The organism is Solibacillus sp. FSL W8-0474 (genome assembly GCF_038004065.1).
In the GTDB taxonomy this organism is placed as follows: domain Bacteria; phylum Bacillota; class Bacilli; order Bacillales_A; family Planococcaceae; genus Solibacillus; species Solibacillus faecavium.
The window spans coordinates 243,407-259,610 of the sequence record NZ_JBBOQJ010000001.1 but is presented as its reverse complement, the minus strand read 5'-3'; the positions used below and the strand labels follow the sequence as shown (position 1 = coordinate 259,610).

The window sequence follows — 16,204 nt, the reverse complement described above, 5'->3', positions numbered from 1 at the left end:
CCTTTTTGTGTAGTGCCGCTCCATTAATATGGTTGCAATTGATAAAAGTAATTTGGCTTTTTGATTGTATTAGCAATCGGCTCATGATAAATGTCCGTTGTTGCCGGTGATAATGGTGGGATAAGCCATACCCAGTTTCCTGTTACATCACGGCCGTTTGTTTTTTCTTGCTGGCTGAAAAGTTGAAACTGCTGTGCTGCTGTATGGTGATCAACTATACTCACTCCGGCATTTTTATAAGAATGAAGTACCGCGACATTTAATTCCACGAGTGCACGGTCTTTCCAAAGAGTAGCATTTAGTGATGTATCCAACCCCATTGCCTCAGCAATTTTTGGCAGGAAATTATATCGGTACGTATCAGCCAAATTGCGAGCACCGATTTCTGTCCCCATATACCAGCCATTGAACGGTGCAGCTTGGTAGTCTTCTCCTGCAATGTTAAAACGCATGCTTGAAATGATTGGGACTGCATACCACTGCATGTTTAATTTTGAAAAATCATAGTCGGGATGGGTAATTGGCACTTCAAGCACGATCTCTTTAGGCAAATCATAGTAAATCGGCTCACGGTTATCTACTTGAACGACAAGCGGCAATACATCATAATTTGTCCGATCACCTTTCCACCCAAGACCTTCGCAGATTTTCGTGAATTCTACAGACGTGGAATCCCCAATAATCCCTTCCTCTGTTTCATACCCTGCATAGCGAATGAGCTGATGATTCCAAATCCGTACACGGTTCGGGTCAAATAAAGTAATGGCTGGCCGAATTTTGCCGTTGTTTGTGGCAAATTCAATATGGTTCACAAGTGCTTCGTATATTTCGTCTTCCTTTAGCAATTCACGCTGATCAAAAACAGTTAAGCTATTCCAAAAAAGCCGCCCGATACATTTATTGCTGTTGCGCCATGCAACTCGTGCACCATAAGTAAGTTCCTCAGTCGTTAAAATAAACGCCGGATACTTTGCTTCTTCTATACGTAACTTTAGCCAGTCATCCGATTGCTTCGTTTCTTGTTTATATAAAGTGAGAAATTCAATTCGTTCTTGTAATTCCTTCGTTGTCGTTGTCATCGTTTCATCTCCCTATTCCTTCATTTTGGCGCTTAAAATAAGGAAACTCAACGAAACAACAGCTGATTAAAACATGTATTTTTCATACATGACTAAAAGTGTTCATAAACAGGGGAAATAAAAAGATATGCACATTTTTATGCATACCTTGTCTCTTACTTCTTCCACTTGTCACTCGCCTTGAAATTATAAACGGGGATCACATGCTTTTGAATCGATACGGTTTCATCGATTTGCTCCACGATTTCCTGCATTGGCTTGTAGGCCATTGGTGCTTCATCCAATGTTTCCTCACTGACAGAAGTTGTCCAAATGCCTTTCATCGTTTCCTTGAAATCATCCATTGATAAATTTTTCATTGCCGCAGTTCTTGAATAAATACGACCTGCTCCATGTGGGGCGGATTCATTCCAGTCCGCATTGCCTTTACCGATACAAATTAACGAGCCATCTCGCATATTCATTGGGATGACGAGCTTTTCATCCTTTGCAGCACGTACTGCCCCTTTACGTAAAATCATTGCATCGGTATCTATATAATTGTGTACAGAATCAAACTGCTCTGCAAACTCCCACTTCATATGATTAGCAATCGTTTTTGCAATTTGAATACGGTTTTCATGTGCAAAACGCTGTGCCAATTTCATGTCGGCAATGTAATCATCGAATTGATCCCCAACCAAATAAGCTAAATCTTTTGGGACAAAGGGGTTTTCCTTCTTATACGCCTCTATCATTTTTTGAATTTCTTTTTCCTGTCCTACTTCTTTTAAAGCTTTAATTTTTTCTGTTAAATCTTCACGCTGCAATGATTCAAATGCACGCTTTTGATGCCAGTTTGCTACTTTCGCCCCGACATAACGAGAACCTGTGTGAATTAGTAAATAATAGATACCTTCATCATCTTTTGCCAGCTCAATAAAGTGATTGCCGCCGCCTAATGTACCAAGAGATCGGTTCGTATAGTCATTTTGTAAGCCGCGTGCGATAAAATTTTCGTTTGCAAAAAGCTCATGACTTTCTGGCGTATCATCATGAATTACATTGCCACTTGGAACGAAACGTCTAATCGTTGCATCGAGCTTGTTAAAGTCCACTGCTCCTGAACCAATTTCAGAAACAAGTACACCACATCCAACATCGACCCCGACCAAATTCGGAACGACATGTTTCTTCAGCAGTATCGTTGTACCGATCACACAGCCTTTCCCTGCATGGTAATCAGGCATAATGCGTACTTTCGTTCCTTCCATAAACGATTGATTGACGAGCTCATTAATTTGCTCGATCGCTGTTTCCTGCGGTGTATTTGTATATATTTTTGCGTTCGTAAATTTCCCGGTAACTTCGATCAATTCTGTTCACGCCTTTCTTTTTTCAACATCAGTAGAGCAAATAATAGAAGTGTTAGTAGCATATAAATTCCGATTAACATGAGCGGTGACCTCTGTACAATGAAACCGAATGCGACTTCAGATTGTAATACGAAATCATCCGGCGCAAATTGAGGCCGGTATAAAAAAGTTTGAATGATACCATAAATAAATTGAGCTAGCGTATAAAGAATAAATAGAAGCAGCGCACCTAGTGATGCGAACATAAATTTACGTTTCAAGACATCAACCCCCCTTTTTATGAAACATTTGGTAGTATTTACGTGCTGAGAGAGGAATAAGTTTCGTTAAACTTTAATGGTGAGGAAAATTTTACCTGTTTATTTTATTCGAAGTAATTGAGCGATATTAGAAGTTTCGGAGCACATTTTAGACGTTCGAGCACTGATATTAGAAAGTTTCAGAGGGTTTTTAGCAACTATGAAGCGAGAAAGTATAGCTGATCCCAGCATAAAGTTCAGAATACTCAATTATACCCTTGCCAATAAACCCACTATTCTTATAGACTTTATAAAAAGGGGGCGGGTAAATTTGAATATTGATCATATTGAATCTTTTATATACGTAGTGGAGTACAAAAGTGTCCATAAAGCTGCGAATGTATTGTTTCTTTCACAACCTACTATTTCAGCACGTATCAAATCACTTGAAGAAAGTCTAAATGTGAAATTGTTTATTCGTTCTGGACGTAGTTTAAGCTTATCAAAAGAAGGAAAGCACTTTTTACCTTATGCCCGAGAAATTGTTTCACTTTACCGTAAAAGCCAAACAGAAATTCAGAAACTTTAACTTTTTAACATCATTTCTTAAATGGTGTTTTTATATTGGCCTAAAAATTCCTCCATACCTCTGTGTGTTCCTATTTACTGATAGGATTTTTCTATCAGTACCCCCCTTGTATTAATTGTCTGAATAATGTTACGATTCATTCATCAATTACAAGTAATTCAATAGGAATTAAAGGAGATGGCGTCATGGTGAAGAAACAAGTACATTTCGGTGCAATGATACATGGTGTAGGAGGCCATATTTCAAGCTGGCGGCATCCTGAAGTAAATCCAAAGCAAAGTGTTGACCTACAATTTTATACTCAACAAGCTCAAATTGCAGAAAAAGGAAAGTTTGATGTTGTCTTTATTGCAGATGGGCTATTCATAAATGATAAATCCATTCCACATTTCTTAAATCGTTTTGAACCGGTAACTATTTTATCGGCACTTGCTGCAGTTACAAATCATGTTGGTTTAGTTGGAACAATTTCAACGTCTTATAGTGAACCTTTCAATGTAGCCCGACAGCTTGCCTCACTTGATTTAATTAGTAACGGTCGTGCTGGCTGGAATGTAGTTACTACCCCACTTGAAAGTACGGCATTAAATTTCAATAAAAAAATTGAAGATCATCCATCTCATCCTGAGCGCTATGAGATTGCCAAAGAATATTTGGATGTTGTAAAAGGACTCTGGGATTCTTGGGAAGATGATGCCTTTATTGCAGATATTGAGAAGGACTTGTTTTTCGATAAAGAGAAACTTCATGTGCTTGATTATAAAGGAAAATACTTCAACGTTCGTGGTCCATTAAATATTCAGCGCTCGATCCAAGGTCAGCCTGTTATTTTCCAAGCCGGTTCATCTCCTGCAGGAATTGAGCTTGCAGTACGTGATGCAGATGCAGTGTTTTCAGCACCAAAATCACTTGAAGAAAGTCAGCAATTCAAACAAAAACTAGTAGAGGCTTCTTTAAAGGCAGAGCGTACTTCGGAGCTGAAATTGTTCCCAGGTATCTCCCCTATTATTGGCGATAGTGCCATAGAGGCAGAAAGGCGTTATTGGGAAGTTGCCGAGCTTGTATCGGATGAAAAAGCACTTGCCTATTTAGGTCGCTATTTTGATCATCACGACTTCAGTCAATATGATATTGATGCCCCGTTCCCTGAACTTGGTGACCTAGGACGAAACAGTTTCCAGGCGTTTACGGATCGCATTAAGCAATACGCAAAAGAAGAAAAATTAACATTGCGTGAAGTCGCACTTCGTGAGGCTACACCGCGCTCGAATTTCATTGGTACACCTGAGCATATTGCAGATGAGATCATTCGCTGGATTGATGCAGATGCAGCAGACGGCTTTATTATTACAACGGTTGCACCACATACATTGGAAGATTTTGTAGAAAAAGTTGTACCCATTCTTCAAGAAAAAGGTTATTACCGTGAAGACTATCCCGCTTCTACTTTACGCGAGAACTTAGGGTTACCAATTAAAGAAAACCGTTATTTGAAGCAGCTTATTAAATAACTAAGGAGGAGCCACCAAATGATCAAGCTAGAAAATATTCATAAAAGCTTTGGCAAAATGGACGTTTTAAAAGGGATTGACCTTGAAGTAAACAAAGGGGATATTATTTCAATTCTAGGTCCAAGTGGCTCAGGAAAAACAACGTTACTTCGCTGTATCAACTTTTTAGAAAAAGCAAATGAAGGAACAATCGTCATTGATAATTTATCGCTCAATGTAAAAACTGCATCGAAAAAGGACATTATTGCATTGCGAAAAAAGACAGCAATGGTTTTTCAGAGCTACAACTTATTTCAGCATAAAACGGTTTTGCAAAATATAACAGAAGGCTTGCTCGTTGTTCAAAAGAAACCTGTGAAGGAAGCAAAAGAAATCGCACTGGAATTATTAAAAAAAGTAGGCCTTGAACATAAAGCCGGTGCTTATCCAAGTGAATTATCAGGGGGACAACAACAGCGTGTCGGTATTGCGAGAGCATTGGCGTTAAATCCTGAAGTTATATTATTCGATGAGCCGACATCCGCGTTAGATCCAGAGTTGGTCGGTGAAGTTTTAGATGTGATTCGAAAAATTTCAAAATCCGGTATTACGATGATTATCGTGACGCATGAAATGAATTTTGCTCGTGAAGTATCAAATCGCATTGTGTTTATGGATGGTGGGGTCGTTTTAGAAGAAGCAGAACCACACATCATTTTTAATACACCAAAGCATGATCGGACAAAACAATTTTTAAAACGGTTAACGCCAGAGCTTACATTTGATATTTAAGGAGAGAAAAAAATGGGTTATCAACTATCTATTTTAGATCAGGCTCCTGTTATAGAAGACGCTTCAAACGCGCTAACCCTTCAACGAACAGTAGAGCTTGCCCAGCTTGCAGAACAGCTTGGGTATAAACGATTTTGGGTTTCTGAACATCATCATTCACATGAAGTGGCGAGTTCCTCTCCAGAAGTGCTCGTCAGCTATATTCTTGCTAAAACAAATAAAATTCGGGTAGGTTCTGGTGGTGTAATGCTTTCCCACTATAGCCCTTATAAAGTGGCCGAGAACTTTCAAGTTTTAACGAACTTGGCGGGAGATCGTGTGGACCTAGGTGTTGGGAAAGCACCAGGTGGACTTCCTTTAGCTACGGCAGCTTTACAATATGGCGTAGCTGAAGCAAGTAACGATTTCAATGAACGTCTACGCTTACTAAAGGGCTTTATTGAAAACAACCTTCCTGAGGATGATCCTTTTGCAAAGCTGGAGGTAACGCCAACTAGTAAAGTCGCGCCAGAGATCATTTTACTAGGCGGTAGTGTTTCAAGTGCCGAGTACGCTGGTCGATTAGGCTTCACGTACGTATTTGCGCAATTTATTAATAGCGATAAACAAGTGCTCATTGACGCAATTGCCGCCTATAAAGAGCATGCTCCAAATGGGAAATTCGGTGTCGCATTTGCTGTTATTGCAGCGAAGGATGAGGCAACTGCACACGCTTATGCAGAAGGTCACGAAATTTATAAAGTGCATTTAACAAGTGGCCGTACGCTCACACTTCATACAAAAGAAGCTGCAGAAGAATTCGGGCAGCAATCCGGTGAATCGTTTGAGGTCAAACGGTATGAAGCAAACATTTTAAGTGGTACACCCGAACAGATTAAAGAAACACTCGATCAATATTATGCATTAGGTGTAACGGAGTTCATTTTCCATACACCGATTAAAAATCACGAAGCCCGTCGCACATCTTATGAGCTACTTAGTCCAAAACATTTGCTTGCGGCAGTAACGGTATAAACAGGAGGAAAAAGAAATGACACAAGTAATTGTTTGGTCTAAAGATGGTTGTTCTTATTGTGAGGAAGTAAAAACGTATTTACAGCAAAATCAAATTGACTATCGCGTAGTCGATGTGACAAATAATGATTCCTACCGCGATATTTTAGATATTAAATATGGTATTCGCTATGTACCGGTAGTTGAAATCGGTCAGGATAATTCATATGTAGGGGTTACAGAGCTTGGAATTGAGCATTTAGAAAAAGCATTAAAAGCATATGAAGAGGTGAAAGCATAATGAAAAAACGATTACTATCAGCCATTTTATTGGCCGGAGCATTACTATCAGCATGTGGCAGTGATTCGGATGTGGCTTCAACGAATGCAAATAACAAAGATGATGCGAAAAAGGTTGTTATTGGTACTGGGTCACAGTTTATTAATATTTGTTTTTATGATGAGGATGGCAATTTAACGGGTTATGATATCGAATTGTTAAAGGAAATCGATCAGCGCCTGCCACAATATGAATTTGATTTTGAGGTAATGGATTTCTCGAATTTACTTCTTAGTTTAGAGACGAAGAAAATTGATATAATCGCACATAATATGGCCAAAAACCCTGAACGTGAGGAAAAGTTCCTATTCAATTCACAGCCATATAATGCAGTACCTACTCATGTCGTTGTTAATGAAAAAAATACTGACATTCAATCAATTGATGATTTAAATGGGAAAACAGTTGGTCTTGCACCAACAAGTAATGCGGCACTCTTTGTTGAAGATTACGTAGAGAAAAATAACATGGATACTAAGCTAACGTATATTACTTCAACTCCGGATATATTAAATCAATTAAAAACAGATCGTATTCAGGCAATTTTCCAGTTCCCATTCTCAGTAGAAATCTTTAACCGTGAATCGGATGCACAATTAAAATTGGTTGGTGAGCCGTTAATTTTCTCGGAAATCTTCTTCATGCTAAATAAGCAAGATGAACAATTAGCTGCAGATATCGATGAAGTATTAGTCGAGTTGATTGACGATGGAACTGTTAAGGAATTAAGTGAAAAATGGCTTGGTGCTGATTTCTCAGTGGAACTATAAAAAGGAGGTAATGATGAATGTCGGACTTTTTCGATATCGGCTATGTATTTGAAGCCATTCCAAAACTGCTAAGCTTTTTACACATAACAATCGAAATATTAGTGCTATCGATTTTCTTTGGGCTTATTCTGGGCATCATCATTGCCGTTCCACGCCTTTATAAAATCCCTGTTCTTAAACAAATCGCTACACTTTATATTTCATTTATTCGTGGGACACCAATTTTAATTCAACTATTTTTAATCTTTTATGGATTACCAGTTCTCGTCGGCATGATTGGAATTGATATTACACGAATGGATGCTTTTATCTTTGTCGTTATTACATACACACTTAGCAATGCAGCGGCTTTTGCAGAAATATTCCGGGCAGCAATTCAATCCGTTGATTATGGGCAAGCGGAGGCGGCTCAATCCATTGGGATGACAGGTTGGCAAACTTTCTCGCGTATTGTGTTTCCTCAAGCATTACGCGTCGCTTTCCCGAATATCGCGAGTACTTCTATTAGCTCGTTAAAAGATACGTCCCTCGCCTTTTCAATCGGCGTTATGGATATGATGGGACGAGGCGATACACTCATTACAGCTACGATGAATGCACTCGAAGTATATGTAGCACTCGCTATTATTTATTATGTTATTGTGTTGCTGCTTGAGTATGGCTATAAATTTATTGAACGTTATTTAAATCGCTATCTTGTAAAAGAGGCTATATAGGGGGAATACGATGCAGCTGGATTTCAATTTTATTATGTATGCGCTAAAAGAATTGAGCAAAGTCATTCCTTTTACGTTGTTTTTAGCCTTCACCCCGATCATTTTAGGGTTTGTAATTGGCCTAATCGTTGCCTTTATTCGAATGAGTGATTTAAAAATTTTAAAAGCATGTGCAAACTTTTATGTCTCCTTTTACCGTGGGACTCCAGTGATTATGCATATTTTCATTATTTATTTCGGATTTACAAATTTGGCCCAGGAAGTGCTCAACATTTCCCTAAATGGCATCCCTCTCTATGTTTTCGTTCTAATCGCACTCACTTTAAACGCAGGTGCCTTTTTATCGGAAATTATTCGTAGCGGTATTTTAAGTGTTTCAAAAGGTCAGGTTGAAGCGGCCCATTCGATTGGCATGACGATGAGCCAAGTATTTAGACGCATCATTTTCCCGCAAGCGCTTGTTGCGGCGATCCCTAATTTAACAAATATTAGCACTGCCTTTTTACATGCCACATCGATTGCTTTTTTAATTTCCGTGACTGAAATTACAGGTACAGCCAATATTATTGCGGCGAGTAATTTGAAATTTTTAGAAGCCTTTATCGCGGCGGCGGTTATTTATTGGGTGATTTCGATTTTAATCGAAGTTATTTCAGCAAAAATTGAGAAAAAAGTGACAAAGCATATCCGAAGTGGCGTTATACAAAATACATGAATTGAAGCGTTCCAATTTTGGACGCTTTTTTTATTAGAAAATTTTCTGTGGATATTAGAAGTTGCAGAGCACTTTTTAGAAGTCCGAGCACCGATATTAGAAGATTTTAGAGGTTTTTTAGAAACTTCATTACACTTATTAGAAAACCAAAACCGCTCCGGCTCACCCAATACAAAAAGACCGAATTTCCGCCCAACTATGAGAGGAAATTCAGTCCATCATCTCAAATGCACAAACCTTGATACCATCATCGTTAAAAATGCATATGCCCCAGCTTTTACTGTCTGTAGCTCGCTTGTATCCCGATGCGGATCTAAACAGACAAAGTCCATACCGCGGACGATCTCGTACTTCCCTACCTCATGCAGCAAATCAAAAAGCTCATCTGTGCGCATTCCGCCTGGTGTTGAAGCAGGTACTCCAGGTGCGTATGCAATATCGAGTACGTCCATATCGACTGTCACGTAAACTAGATCCACTTTTTCAGCAAGTTGCTGCATGACATCCTTTATGACCGTAGCCGCGCCTTGACGCCGGAATTCCTTTAATGTAATGCGGTTTACACCGTAATGATTAGCAGCACGAATTAGGCTTGGGGCATTGTAAAAGCCGTGTAATCCGATATTGTAAACATCCTCACCACGCACAACACCCGCATCAAGCAGCTGGCGGATCGGTGTACCATTTGTCGGCCCATCCGAATCGGTTGCACGCAAGTCAAGATGTGTATCAAATTGCAAAATGCCAACACGCTTCCCCGAATGCTTTGCAAACGCTCGGACAATCGGTGCTGAAATCGAGTGATCGCCACCGATTTGTACGTAAAAACTATTAGGACTTCCTTTCAGTACATCTGTCATTGCCTGTTCAATATTTTCATGACACTGCAAGATATTTGTCCCATGCAATTTTACATCCCCTAAGTCCGCAACACGGAGCGCTCGGAAATCAACGTTTTCATCAATAGAATACGTCGTAAAATAATTCCAGCTTTTACGGAAATACTCCGGATACTCCGAAGCTGCTGAAGCACTAATCGAAGAACGGGATAAAGGAACACCAGTTATGACTACATCAAAGTCATCTGAACATACCCCATAGCTTGGTTCGATCCAGTCCTTGACCTTCATATCTTCATGCTCGATACGGTTCCAAGTAGTCGCTGGGCTTACTAATAACGAATTCACAGCAAGCTGCCACCTTTCACCACGACTTTTCCTGCTTTAATAACGGTATCCGTATGATTCATACCATAGAAATATTGAAGCTGCTTATAGTTCGGTACGTCTAAAATCAGGACATCCGCCTGTTTTCCTTTTTCAAGCGTCCCTACACTATCTGCTCGATTAATCGCATGGGCTGCGTTAATAGTCGTCGCGCAGAGCACTTCTTCCATCGTCATTCCCATATTCATGCATGCCAGGTTCTGAATAAATGGCAGACTAATGGTCGGCGACGAACCTGGGTTAAAGTCTGTGGAAATTGCTACCGGGACTCCTCTGTCTACCATTAGGCGCCCTCTTGCATAAGGTGCACGTAAGAAAAAGGCTGTTCCCGGCAATAGTACTGCGATTGTTCCTGCCTTTGCCATTGCTTCAATTCCTTCATCAGATGCAACAAGTAAATGTTCCGCTGAAATGGCGTCTACTTCTGCAGCAAGCTCTGCTCCTTCATATGGTTCGATTTCATCTGCGTGAATTTTTGGTGTCAGCCCATAAGCTTTTCCTGCCTCTAAAATCAGACGAGACTGTGCTGGCGTGAATACACCTTTCTCGCAAAATACATCATTAAATTCAGCAAGTCCAAGCTCCGCCACTTTCGGAATCATTTGCTCAATAATAATTTTTACAAATTCATCCTCTTTGCCTTTATATTCTTTTGGAACGGCATGTGCACCCATAAATGTTGAAATAACATCTACTTCATGCTCTTCCTGTAATTTTTTCACTACATACAGCTGCTTCAGTTCAGTTTCCAAGTCTAGACCGTAGCCTGATTTTGCTTCCACAGTCGTAATACCATAACGTAAAAAATCATTTAAATGCTGGTACGTTTTCTCATATAGTTCATCAAAAGATGCTTCCCGCGTTTTTGTTGTTGTGTAATGAATACCGCCCCCGGCATTCATAATGTCCATATAGGACTTGCCGGCAAGGCGCATATTGAGTTCATGCTCCCTTGTTCCGCCATGCACTAAATGCGTATGGCAATCAACAAAGCCGGGCATGACAATTTTGCCGCGCGCATCAATGACATCCGCATTATTCACTAAATGCGGAAACTCGTTCTTAATTTCTTCAAGAGGGGCAATCATCGCAATACGATCGTCCTCAATTAGAATGCTCACTTCTTTTTTTAAACCTAACTCGCTCATCTGTTCACGGCGGCGAGGTAACTTGACTTCGCTCGCCATTGTTAATACTTCATTTGCATTGTTAATTAAAATAGCCAAAGTTCATCATCCTTTTAGCATCGGCATGTTAATACCTTTTTCTTTTGCTGTGTTAATTGCAATGTCATACCCTGCATCGGCATGACGTACAACACCCATTCCCGGGTCTGAAATAAGCACGCGGTTAATTTTATCTGCTGCAAGCTGTGTTCCGTCTGCTACTAATACTTGCCCTGAATGCTGTGAATAGCCCATACCTACACCACCACCATGATGTAAGCTTACCCAACTTGCACCGCCTGCTGTATTGACTAATGCATTTAGCAGTGGCCAGTCTGATACGGCATCAGATCCGTCCTTCATCCCTTCTGTTTCGCGGTTTGGTGATGCGACAGAGCCTGAATCTAAATGGTCACGGCCAAATACGATCGGTGCTTTTAATTCACCATTGGCAACCATTTCGTTAACGCGTAATGCAAAGCGGTGGCGGTCTCCATAGCCTAACCAGCAAATTCGTGCCGGTAAGCCTTGCCATTTCACCATTTTTTGCGCCATATCAATCCAGTTTACTAATGCTGCATCTTCTGCGAACATTTCCTTTGCCAATGCATCTGTTTTATAAATATCCTCCGGGTCGCCTGAAAGTGCTGCCCAGCGGAATGGTCCTTTTCCTTCGCAAAACAGTGGGCGAATATATGCCGGTACAAATCCTGGGAAATCAAATGCATTTTCTACACCCATTTCCTTTGCATAAGCACGGATATTATTGCCATAGTCGAATGTCTCTGCACCTGCCTGCTGGAATTCAAGCATTGTTCGTACATGTTCTGCCATCGTTTCCTTTGCACGGCGCTCATATGCTTTGACGTCCCTTTTACGTAAATCGAGTGCTTCAGCTAAAGTCATGCCATTTGGAACATAGCCATTTACCGGATCATGCGCAGACGTTTGATCTGTCACAAAGTCCGGAATGATTCCACGATTTAATAATTCACGGTTCACGTCCGCACAGTTTCCTACTAAACCAATTGATGCAGGCTCGTTTGCAGCAGTTAATTTGTTCACTAGCTCCATTGCCTCATCCACTGACTCGACAAGATAATCACAGTAGCCTTCATTTATTTTGCGTTCGATACGTGCGCGGTCTACTTCGACAACTAAAATGACTGCACCCGCCATTTTTCCTGCTAGTGGCTGGGCACCACTCATGCCGCCCATACCTCCAGTTAATATCCACTTACCACGAAGGTCGGCTGTTCCAAACTTCTTTTTTCCCGCTTCAACAAAACTTAAGTACGTTCCTTGTAAAATTCCTTGTGCCCCGATATAAATCCAAGACCCCGCTGTCATCTGTCCATACATCATTAAATTGCGTTCTTCTAATTCATAGAAGTGATCCCAATTTGCCCATCCAGGCACTAAGTTGGAGTTCGCAATCAGTACGCGCGGTGCATTTTCATGTGTTTTGAAAACGGCAACCGGTTTACCTGACTGTACAATCATCGTCTCGTCATTTTCCAGTTCTTTTAAAGTCGCAATTAGTTTATCGTAGCTTTCCCAATCACGCGCAGCCTTTCCGATGCCTCCGTATACTACAAGCTCATCCGGATTTTCTGCTACTTCAGGATCTAAATTGTTCATTAGCATGCGCATTGCCGCTTCTTGTATCCACCCTTTACATGAAAGTTCCGAGCCACGTGGTGCACGAATATTTGTTTTGAATACCATAAAAATCGCTCCCTTTATTTTTAATATTATTTAGAAGAAGAAAAATGCTATTGGTGTTACTAAAATTAGCGTTAATACAACTCGCTCAAACCAAATAATGATCATTTGGCGAATTGTTAGCGGAATGTCTGTCGATAAAATAACCGGAATTACCGCTGAGAAGAATAAAATAGCCGAAATCGATACAACTGCTACAATAAATTTCGTTATCATTGCAGCTTCTGTAACAATCATTGCCGGTAAAAACATTTCAGCAATCGATAATGACAGTGCTTTTGCCGTCAGCATCGGATCCGGAATTTGTAGTAAATACGTAAATGGTGCAAAGATGTATGCCAGCCAGTCAAATAACGGTGTATAAATCGCCAGTACCATACCTAATAAACCAATTGATAAAATCGATGGTATGACACCCATTGCCATGATAAAGCCTTCCTTTAAGTGGATATATAAATTTTTAGGTAACGAAGGGTTTTGCTTTGTAGCTTCAACCGCTTCGATCCATGCCACTTGAAGACGATCCTTCTTTACGATTTTTTCAGGCTGAGGTGTAGAACCTTCGTAATACTCATCTTTAATCTTATTTAATGGATAAATACGGGCTGTAATTGCCGTTACAACGAATGTCACAACTAATGTCACCCAGAAAAATAAGTTCCAATATTCCATTAAATCCAACGTTTTTGCCACTATTACCATAAATGTAGCGGATACCGTTGAGAACCCTGTTGCAATGATCGCTGATTCTCTTGCTGTATACTTACCTTCTTTATACACACGATTCGTCAATATTAAGCCAACTGAATAGCTACCAACAAACGAAGCTACCGCATCAACCGCTGATCTACCAGGTGTTTTAAAAACAGGCTTCATGATTGGTTGCATGAATACCCCTATAAATTCAAGCAAGCCATAGCAAACAAGTAATGCTAAAAAAATAGATCCAATCGGAATGACTAACCCAACTGGCTTAATTAGTTTTTCTAATAAAAATGGACCGATATCCGGATTAAATAACCATGCCGGACCAAACCCAAAAATAAGCATGACACCTGCAACTAACCCGCCTATTTTAAAAATCGATAACACCATATTCACTTTTGATGTTTTCCACTTTTTCGTTACAAATGGATAAAAGGCGCCAAGCACTAAAAGGATTAACACATATCCATTTACGAGTGAAGGAGCATATGCAGTGAACGCGCTAACTACGTGGTCGACTAATATCGATTTTTTCCCATTCCATTCAAATGACACGAAAAAGCTAAAAATACCGATTAAACTGCAAATAATCATTTTCACAAAAATGCCAATTTCGAATTGATTCGCTTTAGGTATGTCTTGCTCTTGTTGATACTTTGTCATTTCACCACCCCTTTGTTATACAAACTATAAATCTCTTTATATTCTGAATAAATAGAATAAAAAACTACATTATAGTAAAATTTAAATAAAATAAAATTAATCTAACTTAAAAATAGAGTTTTTATAAGAAATAGAATTTAAGTGAGGTGATTCTTCAGTGAAAATTTTAATTGTAGAGCGGGATTTGGAAGAAATTAAAGGGATTGAATGGTATTTAAAAAACTATTTTATGAGTGATATTGAAGTAATTCGAATGATGGATAGCAGTAAAATAATGGCGGATTTTCAGCGAATCCAGCCAGATGTACTTTTACTCGAAATGGAGCTGGCTTCATTTTCTGTTGAGCAGTTTTTGCGTAAACAGTCGATTCCTATTATCGGTGTCACAGCTGAGCCTATTTTTCAGCAAGCAATGAAAGCCATCCGCTTAAAGGCCCTTGATCTCTTTGTGAAGCCAATTCCATTGGAGCAGCTAAAGTCTACCCTTCTGCAAGTTTCTTTACCAAGGCAAACGGCAGTTACGGACAGTCCCCTTCCAATCGAGACACCATTGTATTCGGATTTATATTTAAATAAGCCGGATATTTTCCCGTTAAAGGGGCGAGGGTTCTTTTTAATCGAGTGTGCCGACTATGACCACAATTTAATGCTTTACGAGTGGCTGATTGAATTGCCTATTTTTCAGAATCTTACTGCCCTTCCTTTACAAAAGAGGGTTATTTGCATTACTGAAACGGATGATTTTGCTATGCTATTGAAGCAACTAAGAATTATGAGCCAGGAGTGGGAGAAATTCAGTGGAGATGAGCTGAATATTGCTGTTTATGATGGTGACGAAACAACCCTTTTAACAATGTACCAGGCATGTAAAAAAACATTAGCCCAACGATTTTATAAAGGGTACTCGCATGTTTTCAGAAGCTCGCAAACACTTTATGTGAAAAGGCTTGAGCCACTTCTTACACCAGAGGAACAGTATCTATGGATTACTAGTCTTGAAAATGGGGATGTGAAAGCGATCAAAACTTTTTTATATAAACTCACACATCCTTCATCCTATTATCACCAGGATGATGTCCGCATTCATTTAACGAGTATTTTAGCGCAAATTCGCCGGTTCATGCTGAAGTACCACCTTCAACAGCAGGCAAAATTAGAAGAACAATATCGTGCGCTGTTCCATTTTATTTTAGAACATCCGATTTTATATGCGATTGTACAGGAATTTATTTTATTTACACAGCTATTAATCGAGGCACGAAAAAATATGCAGCAGCAACAGATTGCGGATTATACGGAAATTGCCATTGAAATGATTGAACGTGACTATAGAAACCCTGAACTCACTCTACAAGTGGTTGCAAATGAGTTAAATATAAGTGCCAACTACTTAAGCAATATATTCTCCAAAAAACGAGGTATACCATTTCGAAAGTTTATGCAGCAGCACCGAATCCAACAGGCTGAAAAATTATTAATAGAGACTAACGTGGAGATCGGAACAGTTGCAGAAATGGTCGGCTTTACGGACAGCAATTACTTCACAAAAGTATTTCGGGAATACTATCAGTTAACCCCCTACCGTTATCGGGTGCAGGTGAGGAAAACGGATGGGACAAAAAGAGATCAGCAATAGCGCTG

Annotated in this window: 16 protein-coding genes; 9 read left to right on the top strand and 7 right to left on the bottom strand. The window is 39.8% G+C overall.

All coding sequences use genetic code 11. The features are described 5' to 3' along the window. Positions 1-23: 23 nt before the first annotated feature. From NYE67_RS01300 to NYE67_RS01290, 3 genes are all read right to left on the bottom strand, one after another. Positions 24-1,079, bottom strand: coding sequence for a nitric oxide synthase oxygenase (locus NYE67_RS01300; RefSeq protein ID WP_340728915.1), 1,056 nt, complete (start codon positions 1,077-1,079; stop codon positions 24-26). Positions 1,080-1,234: 155 nt separating this feature from the next. Further along, positions 1,235-2,434, bottom strand: coding sequence for an RtcB family protein (locus NYE67_RS01295; RefSeq protein ID WP_340728914.1), 1,200 nt, complete (start codon positions 2,432-2,434; stop codon positions 1,235-1,237). Next, positions 2,431-2,694, bottom strand: coding sequence for a hypothetical protein (locus tag NYE67_RS01290; protein WP_340728913.1), 264 nt, complete (start codon positions 2,692-2,694; stop codon positions 2,431-2,433). The genes NYE67_RS01295 and NYE67_RS01290 overlap by 4 nt, the downstream gene beginning before the upstream one ends. A 310-nt stretch (positions 2,695-3,004) precedes the next feature. On the opposite strand from NYE67_RS01290, the gene NYE67_RS01285 reads away from it, so the two are divergent. From NYE67_RS01285 to NYE67_RS01250, 8 genes are all read left to right on the top strand, one after another. Next, positions 3,005-3,262, top strand: coding sequence for a LysR family transcriptional regulator (locus NYE67_RS01285; RefSeq protein WP_340728912.1), 258 nt, complete (start codon positions 3,005-3,007; stop codon positions 3,260-3,262). Between the two features lie 185 nt (positions 3,263-3,447). Then, positions 3,448-4,773 carry an LLM class flavin-dependent oxidoreductase gene (locus tag NYE67_RS01280; protein ID WP_340728911.1) on the top strand — a complete coding sequence of 442 codons (1,326 nt, stop codon included), beginning with the start codon at positions 3,448-3,450 and terminating at the stop codon, positions 4,771-4,773. Positions 4,774-4,791: 18 nt separating this feature from the next. Next, positions 4,792-5,544 (top strand): amino acid ABC transporter ATP-binding protein, encoded by a 753-nt coding sequence (locus NYE67_RS01275; protein ID WP_340728910.1) that lies wholly within the window; start codon positions 4,792-4,794, stop codon positions 5,542-5,544. A 12-nt stretch (positions 5,545-5,556) separates the two neighbouring features. Beyond that, the gene (locus NYE67_RS01270; protein WP_340728909.1) at positions 5,557-6,558 is read left to right on the top strand and encodes an LLM class flavin-dependent oxidoreductase; all 1,002 of its coding nucleotides are present in this window, start codon (positions 5,557-5,559) and stop codon (positions 6,556-6,558) included. 16 nt (positions 6,559-6,574) lie between these two features. Further along, a complete protein-coding gene (locus NYE67_RS01265; protein WP_191705069.1) occupies positions 6,575-6,838 on the top strand; it encodes a glutaredoxin family protein in 264 nt (87 codons plus the stop codon). Next, positions 6,838-7,647, top strand: coding sequence for a transporter substrate-binding domain-containing protein (locus tag NYE67_RS01260; protein WP_340728908.1), 810 nt, complete (start codon positions 6,838-6,840; stop codon positions 7,645-7,647). The genes NYE67_RS01265 and NYE67_RS01260 overlap by 1 nt, the downstream gene beginning before the upstream one ends. Before the next feature lie 17 nt (positions 7,648-7,664). Beyond that, positions 7,665-8,363, top strand: a complete 699-nt coding sequence (locus NYE67_RS01255) for an amino acid ABC transporter permease (RefSeq protein WP_339214791.1) — start codon at positions 7,665-7,667, stop codon at positions 8,361-8,363. A gap of 10 nt (positions 8,364-8,373) precedes the next feature. Beyond that, the gene (locus NYE67_RS01250; protein ID WP_340728907.1) at positions 8,374-9,078 is read left to right on the top strand and encodes an amino acid ABC transporter permease; all 705 of its coding nucleotides are present in this window, start codon (positions 8,374-8,376) and stop codon (positions 9,076-9,078) included. 218 nt (positions 9,079-9,296) lie between these two features. Here the strand turns inward: NYE67_RS01250 and NYE67_RS01245 are convergent, their stop codons facing one another. Genes NYE67_RS01245 through NYE67_RS01230 form a run of 4 tightly spaced genes read right to left on the bottom strand, consistent with a single transcriptional unit; the run spans position 9,297 to position 14,563 of the window. After that, on the bottom strand, positions 9,297-10,265 hold the full coding sequence (locus tag NYE67_RS01245) for an agmatinase family protein (protein WP_340728906.1): 969 nt from the start codon (positions 10,263-10,265) through the stop codon (positions 9,297-9,299). After that, positions 10,262-11,491 (bottom strand): imidazolonepropionase, encoded by a 1,230-nt coding sequence (hutI, locus tag NYE67_RS01240; RefSeq protein ID WP_340730871.1) that lies wholly within the window; start codon positions 11,489-11,491, stop codon positions 10,262-10,264. Before hutI ends, NYE67_RS01245 begins: the two co-directional genes overlap by 4 nt. A 45-nt stretch (positions 11,492-11,536) precedes the next feature. Next, a complete protein-coding gene (gene hutU, locus NYE67_RS01235; RefSeq protein ID WP_340728905.1) occupies positions 11,537-13,198 on the bottom strand; it encodes a urocanate hydratase in 1,662 nt (553 codons plus the stop codon). 30 nt (positions 13,199-13,228) lie between these two features. Then, positions 13,229-14,563, bottom strand: coding sequence for a YjiH family protein (locus NYE67_RS01230; protein ID WP_340728904.1), 1,335 nt, complete (start codon positions 14,561-14,563; stop codon positions 13,229-13,231). 157 nt (positions 14,564-14,720) lie between these two features. Between NYE67_RS01230 and NYE67_RS01225 the strand changes: the two genes are divergently transcribed. Then, entirely contained in the window at positions 14,721-16,199 is a 1,479-nt protein-coding gene (locus NYE67_RS01225) for a response regulator transcription factor (protein WP_340728903.1), read from the top strand. Positions 16,200-16,204 lie beyond the last annotated feature (5 nt).

Excerpts from the sequence above, each read along its gene's own strand:
- NYE67_RS01300 (WP_340728915.1), bottom strand. The coding sequence starts at position 1,079 with ATGACAACGACAACGAAGGAATTACAAGAACGAATTGAATTTCTCACT.
- NYE67_RS01280 (WP_340728911.1), top strand. The coding sequence starts at position 3,448 with ATGGTGAAGAAACAAGTACATTTCGGTGCAATGATACATGGTGTAGGA.
- NYE67_RS01275 (WP_340728910.1), top strand. The coding sequence starts at position 4,792 with ATGATCAAGCTAGAAAATATTCATAAAAGCTTTGGCAAAATGGACGTT.
- NYE67_RS01270 (WP_340728909.1), top strand. The coding sequence starts at position 5,557 with ATGGGTTATCAACTATCTATTTTAGATCAGGCTCCTGTTATAGAAGAC.
- NYE67_RS01265 (WP_191705069.1), top strand. The coding sequence starts at position 6,575 with ATGACACAAGTAATTGTTTGGTCTAAAGATGGTTGTTCTTATTGTGAG.
- NYE67_RS01260 (WP_340728908.1), top strand. The coding sequence starts at position 6,838 with ATGAAAAAACGATTACTATCAGCCATTTTATTGGCCGGAGCATTACTA.
- NYE67_RS01255 (WP_339214791.1), top strand. The coding sequence starts at position 7,665 with ATGTCGGACTTTTTCGATATCGGCTATGTATTTGAAGCCATTCCAAAA.
- NYE67_RS01250 (WP_340728907.1), top strand. The coding sequence starts at position 8,374 with ATGCAGCTGGATTTCAATTTTATTATGTATGCGCTAAAAGAATTGAGC.
- hutI (WP_340730871.1), bottom strand. The coding sequence starts at position 11,491 with ATGGCGAGCGAAGTCAAGTTACCTCGCCGCCGTGAACAGATGAGCGAG.
- hutU (WP_340728905.1), bottom strand. The coding sequence starts at position 13,198 with ATGGTATTCAAAACAAATATTCGTGCACCACGTGGCTCGGAACTTTCA.
- NYE67_RS01230 (WP_340728904.1), bottom strand. The coding sequence starts at position 14,563 with ATGACAAAGTATCAACAAGAGCAAGACATACCTAAAGCGAATCAATTC.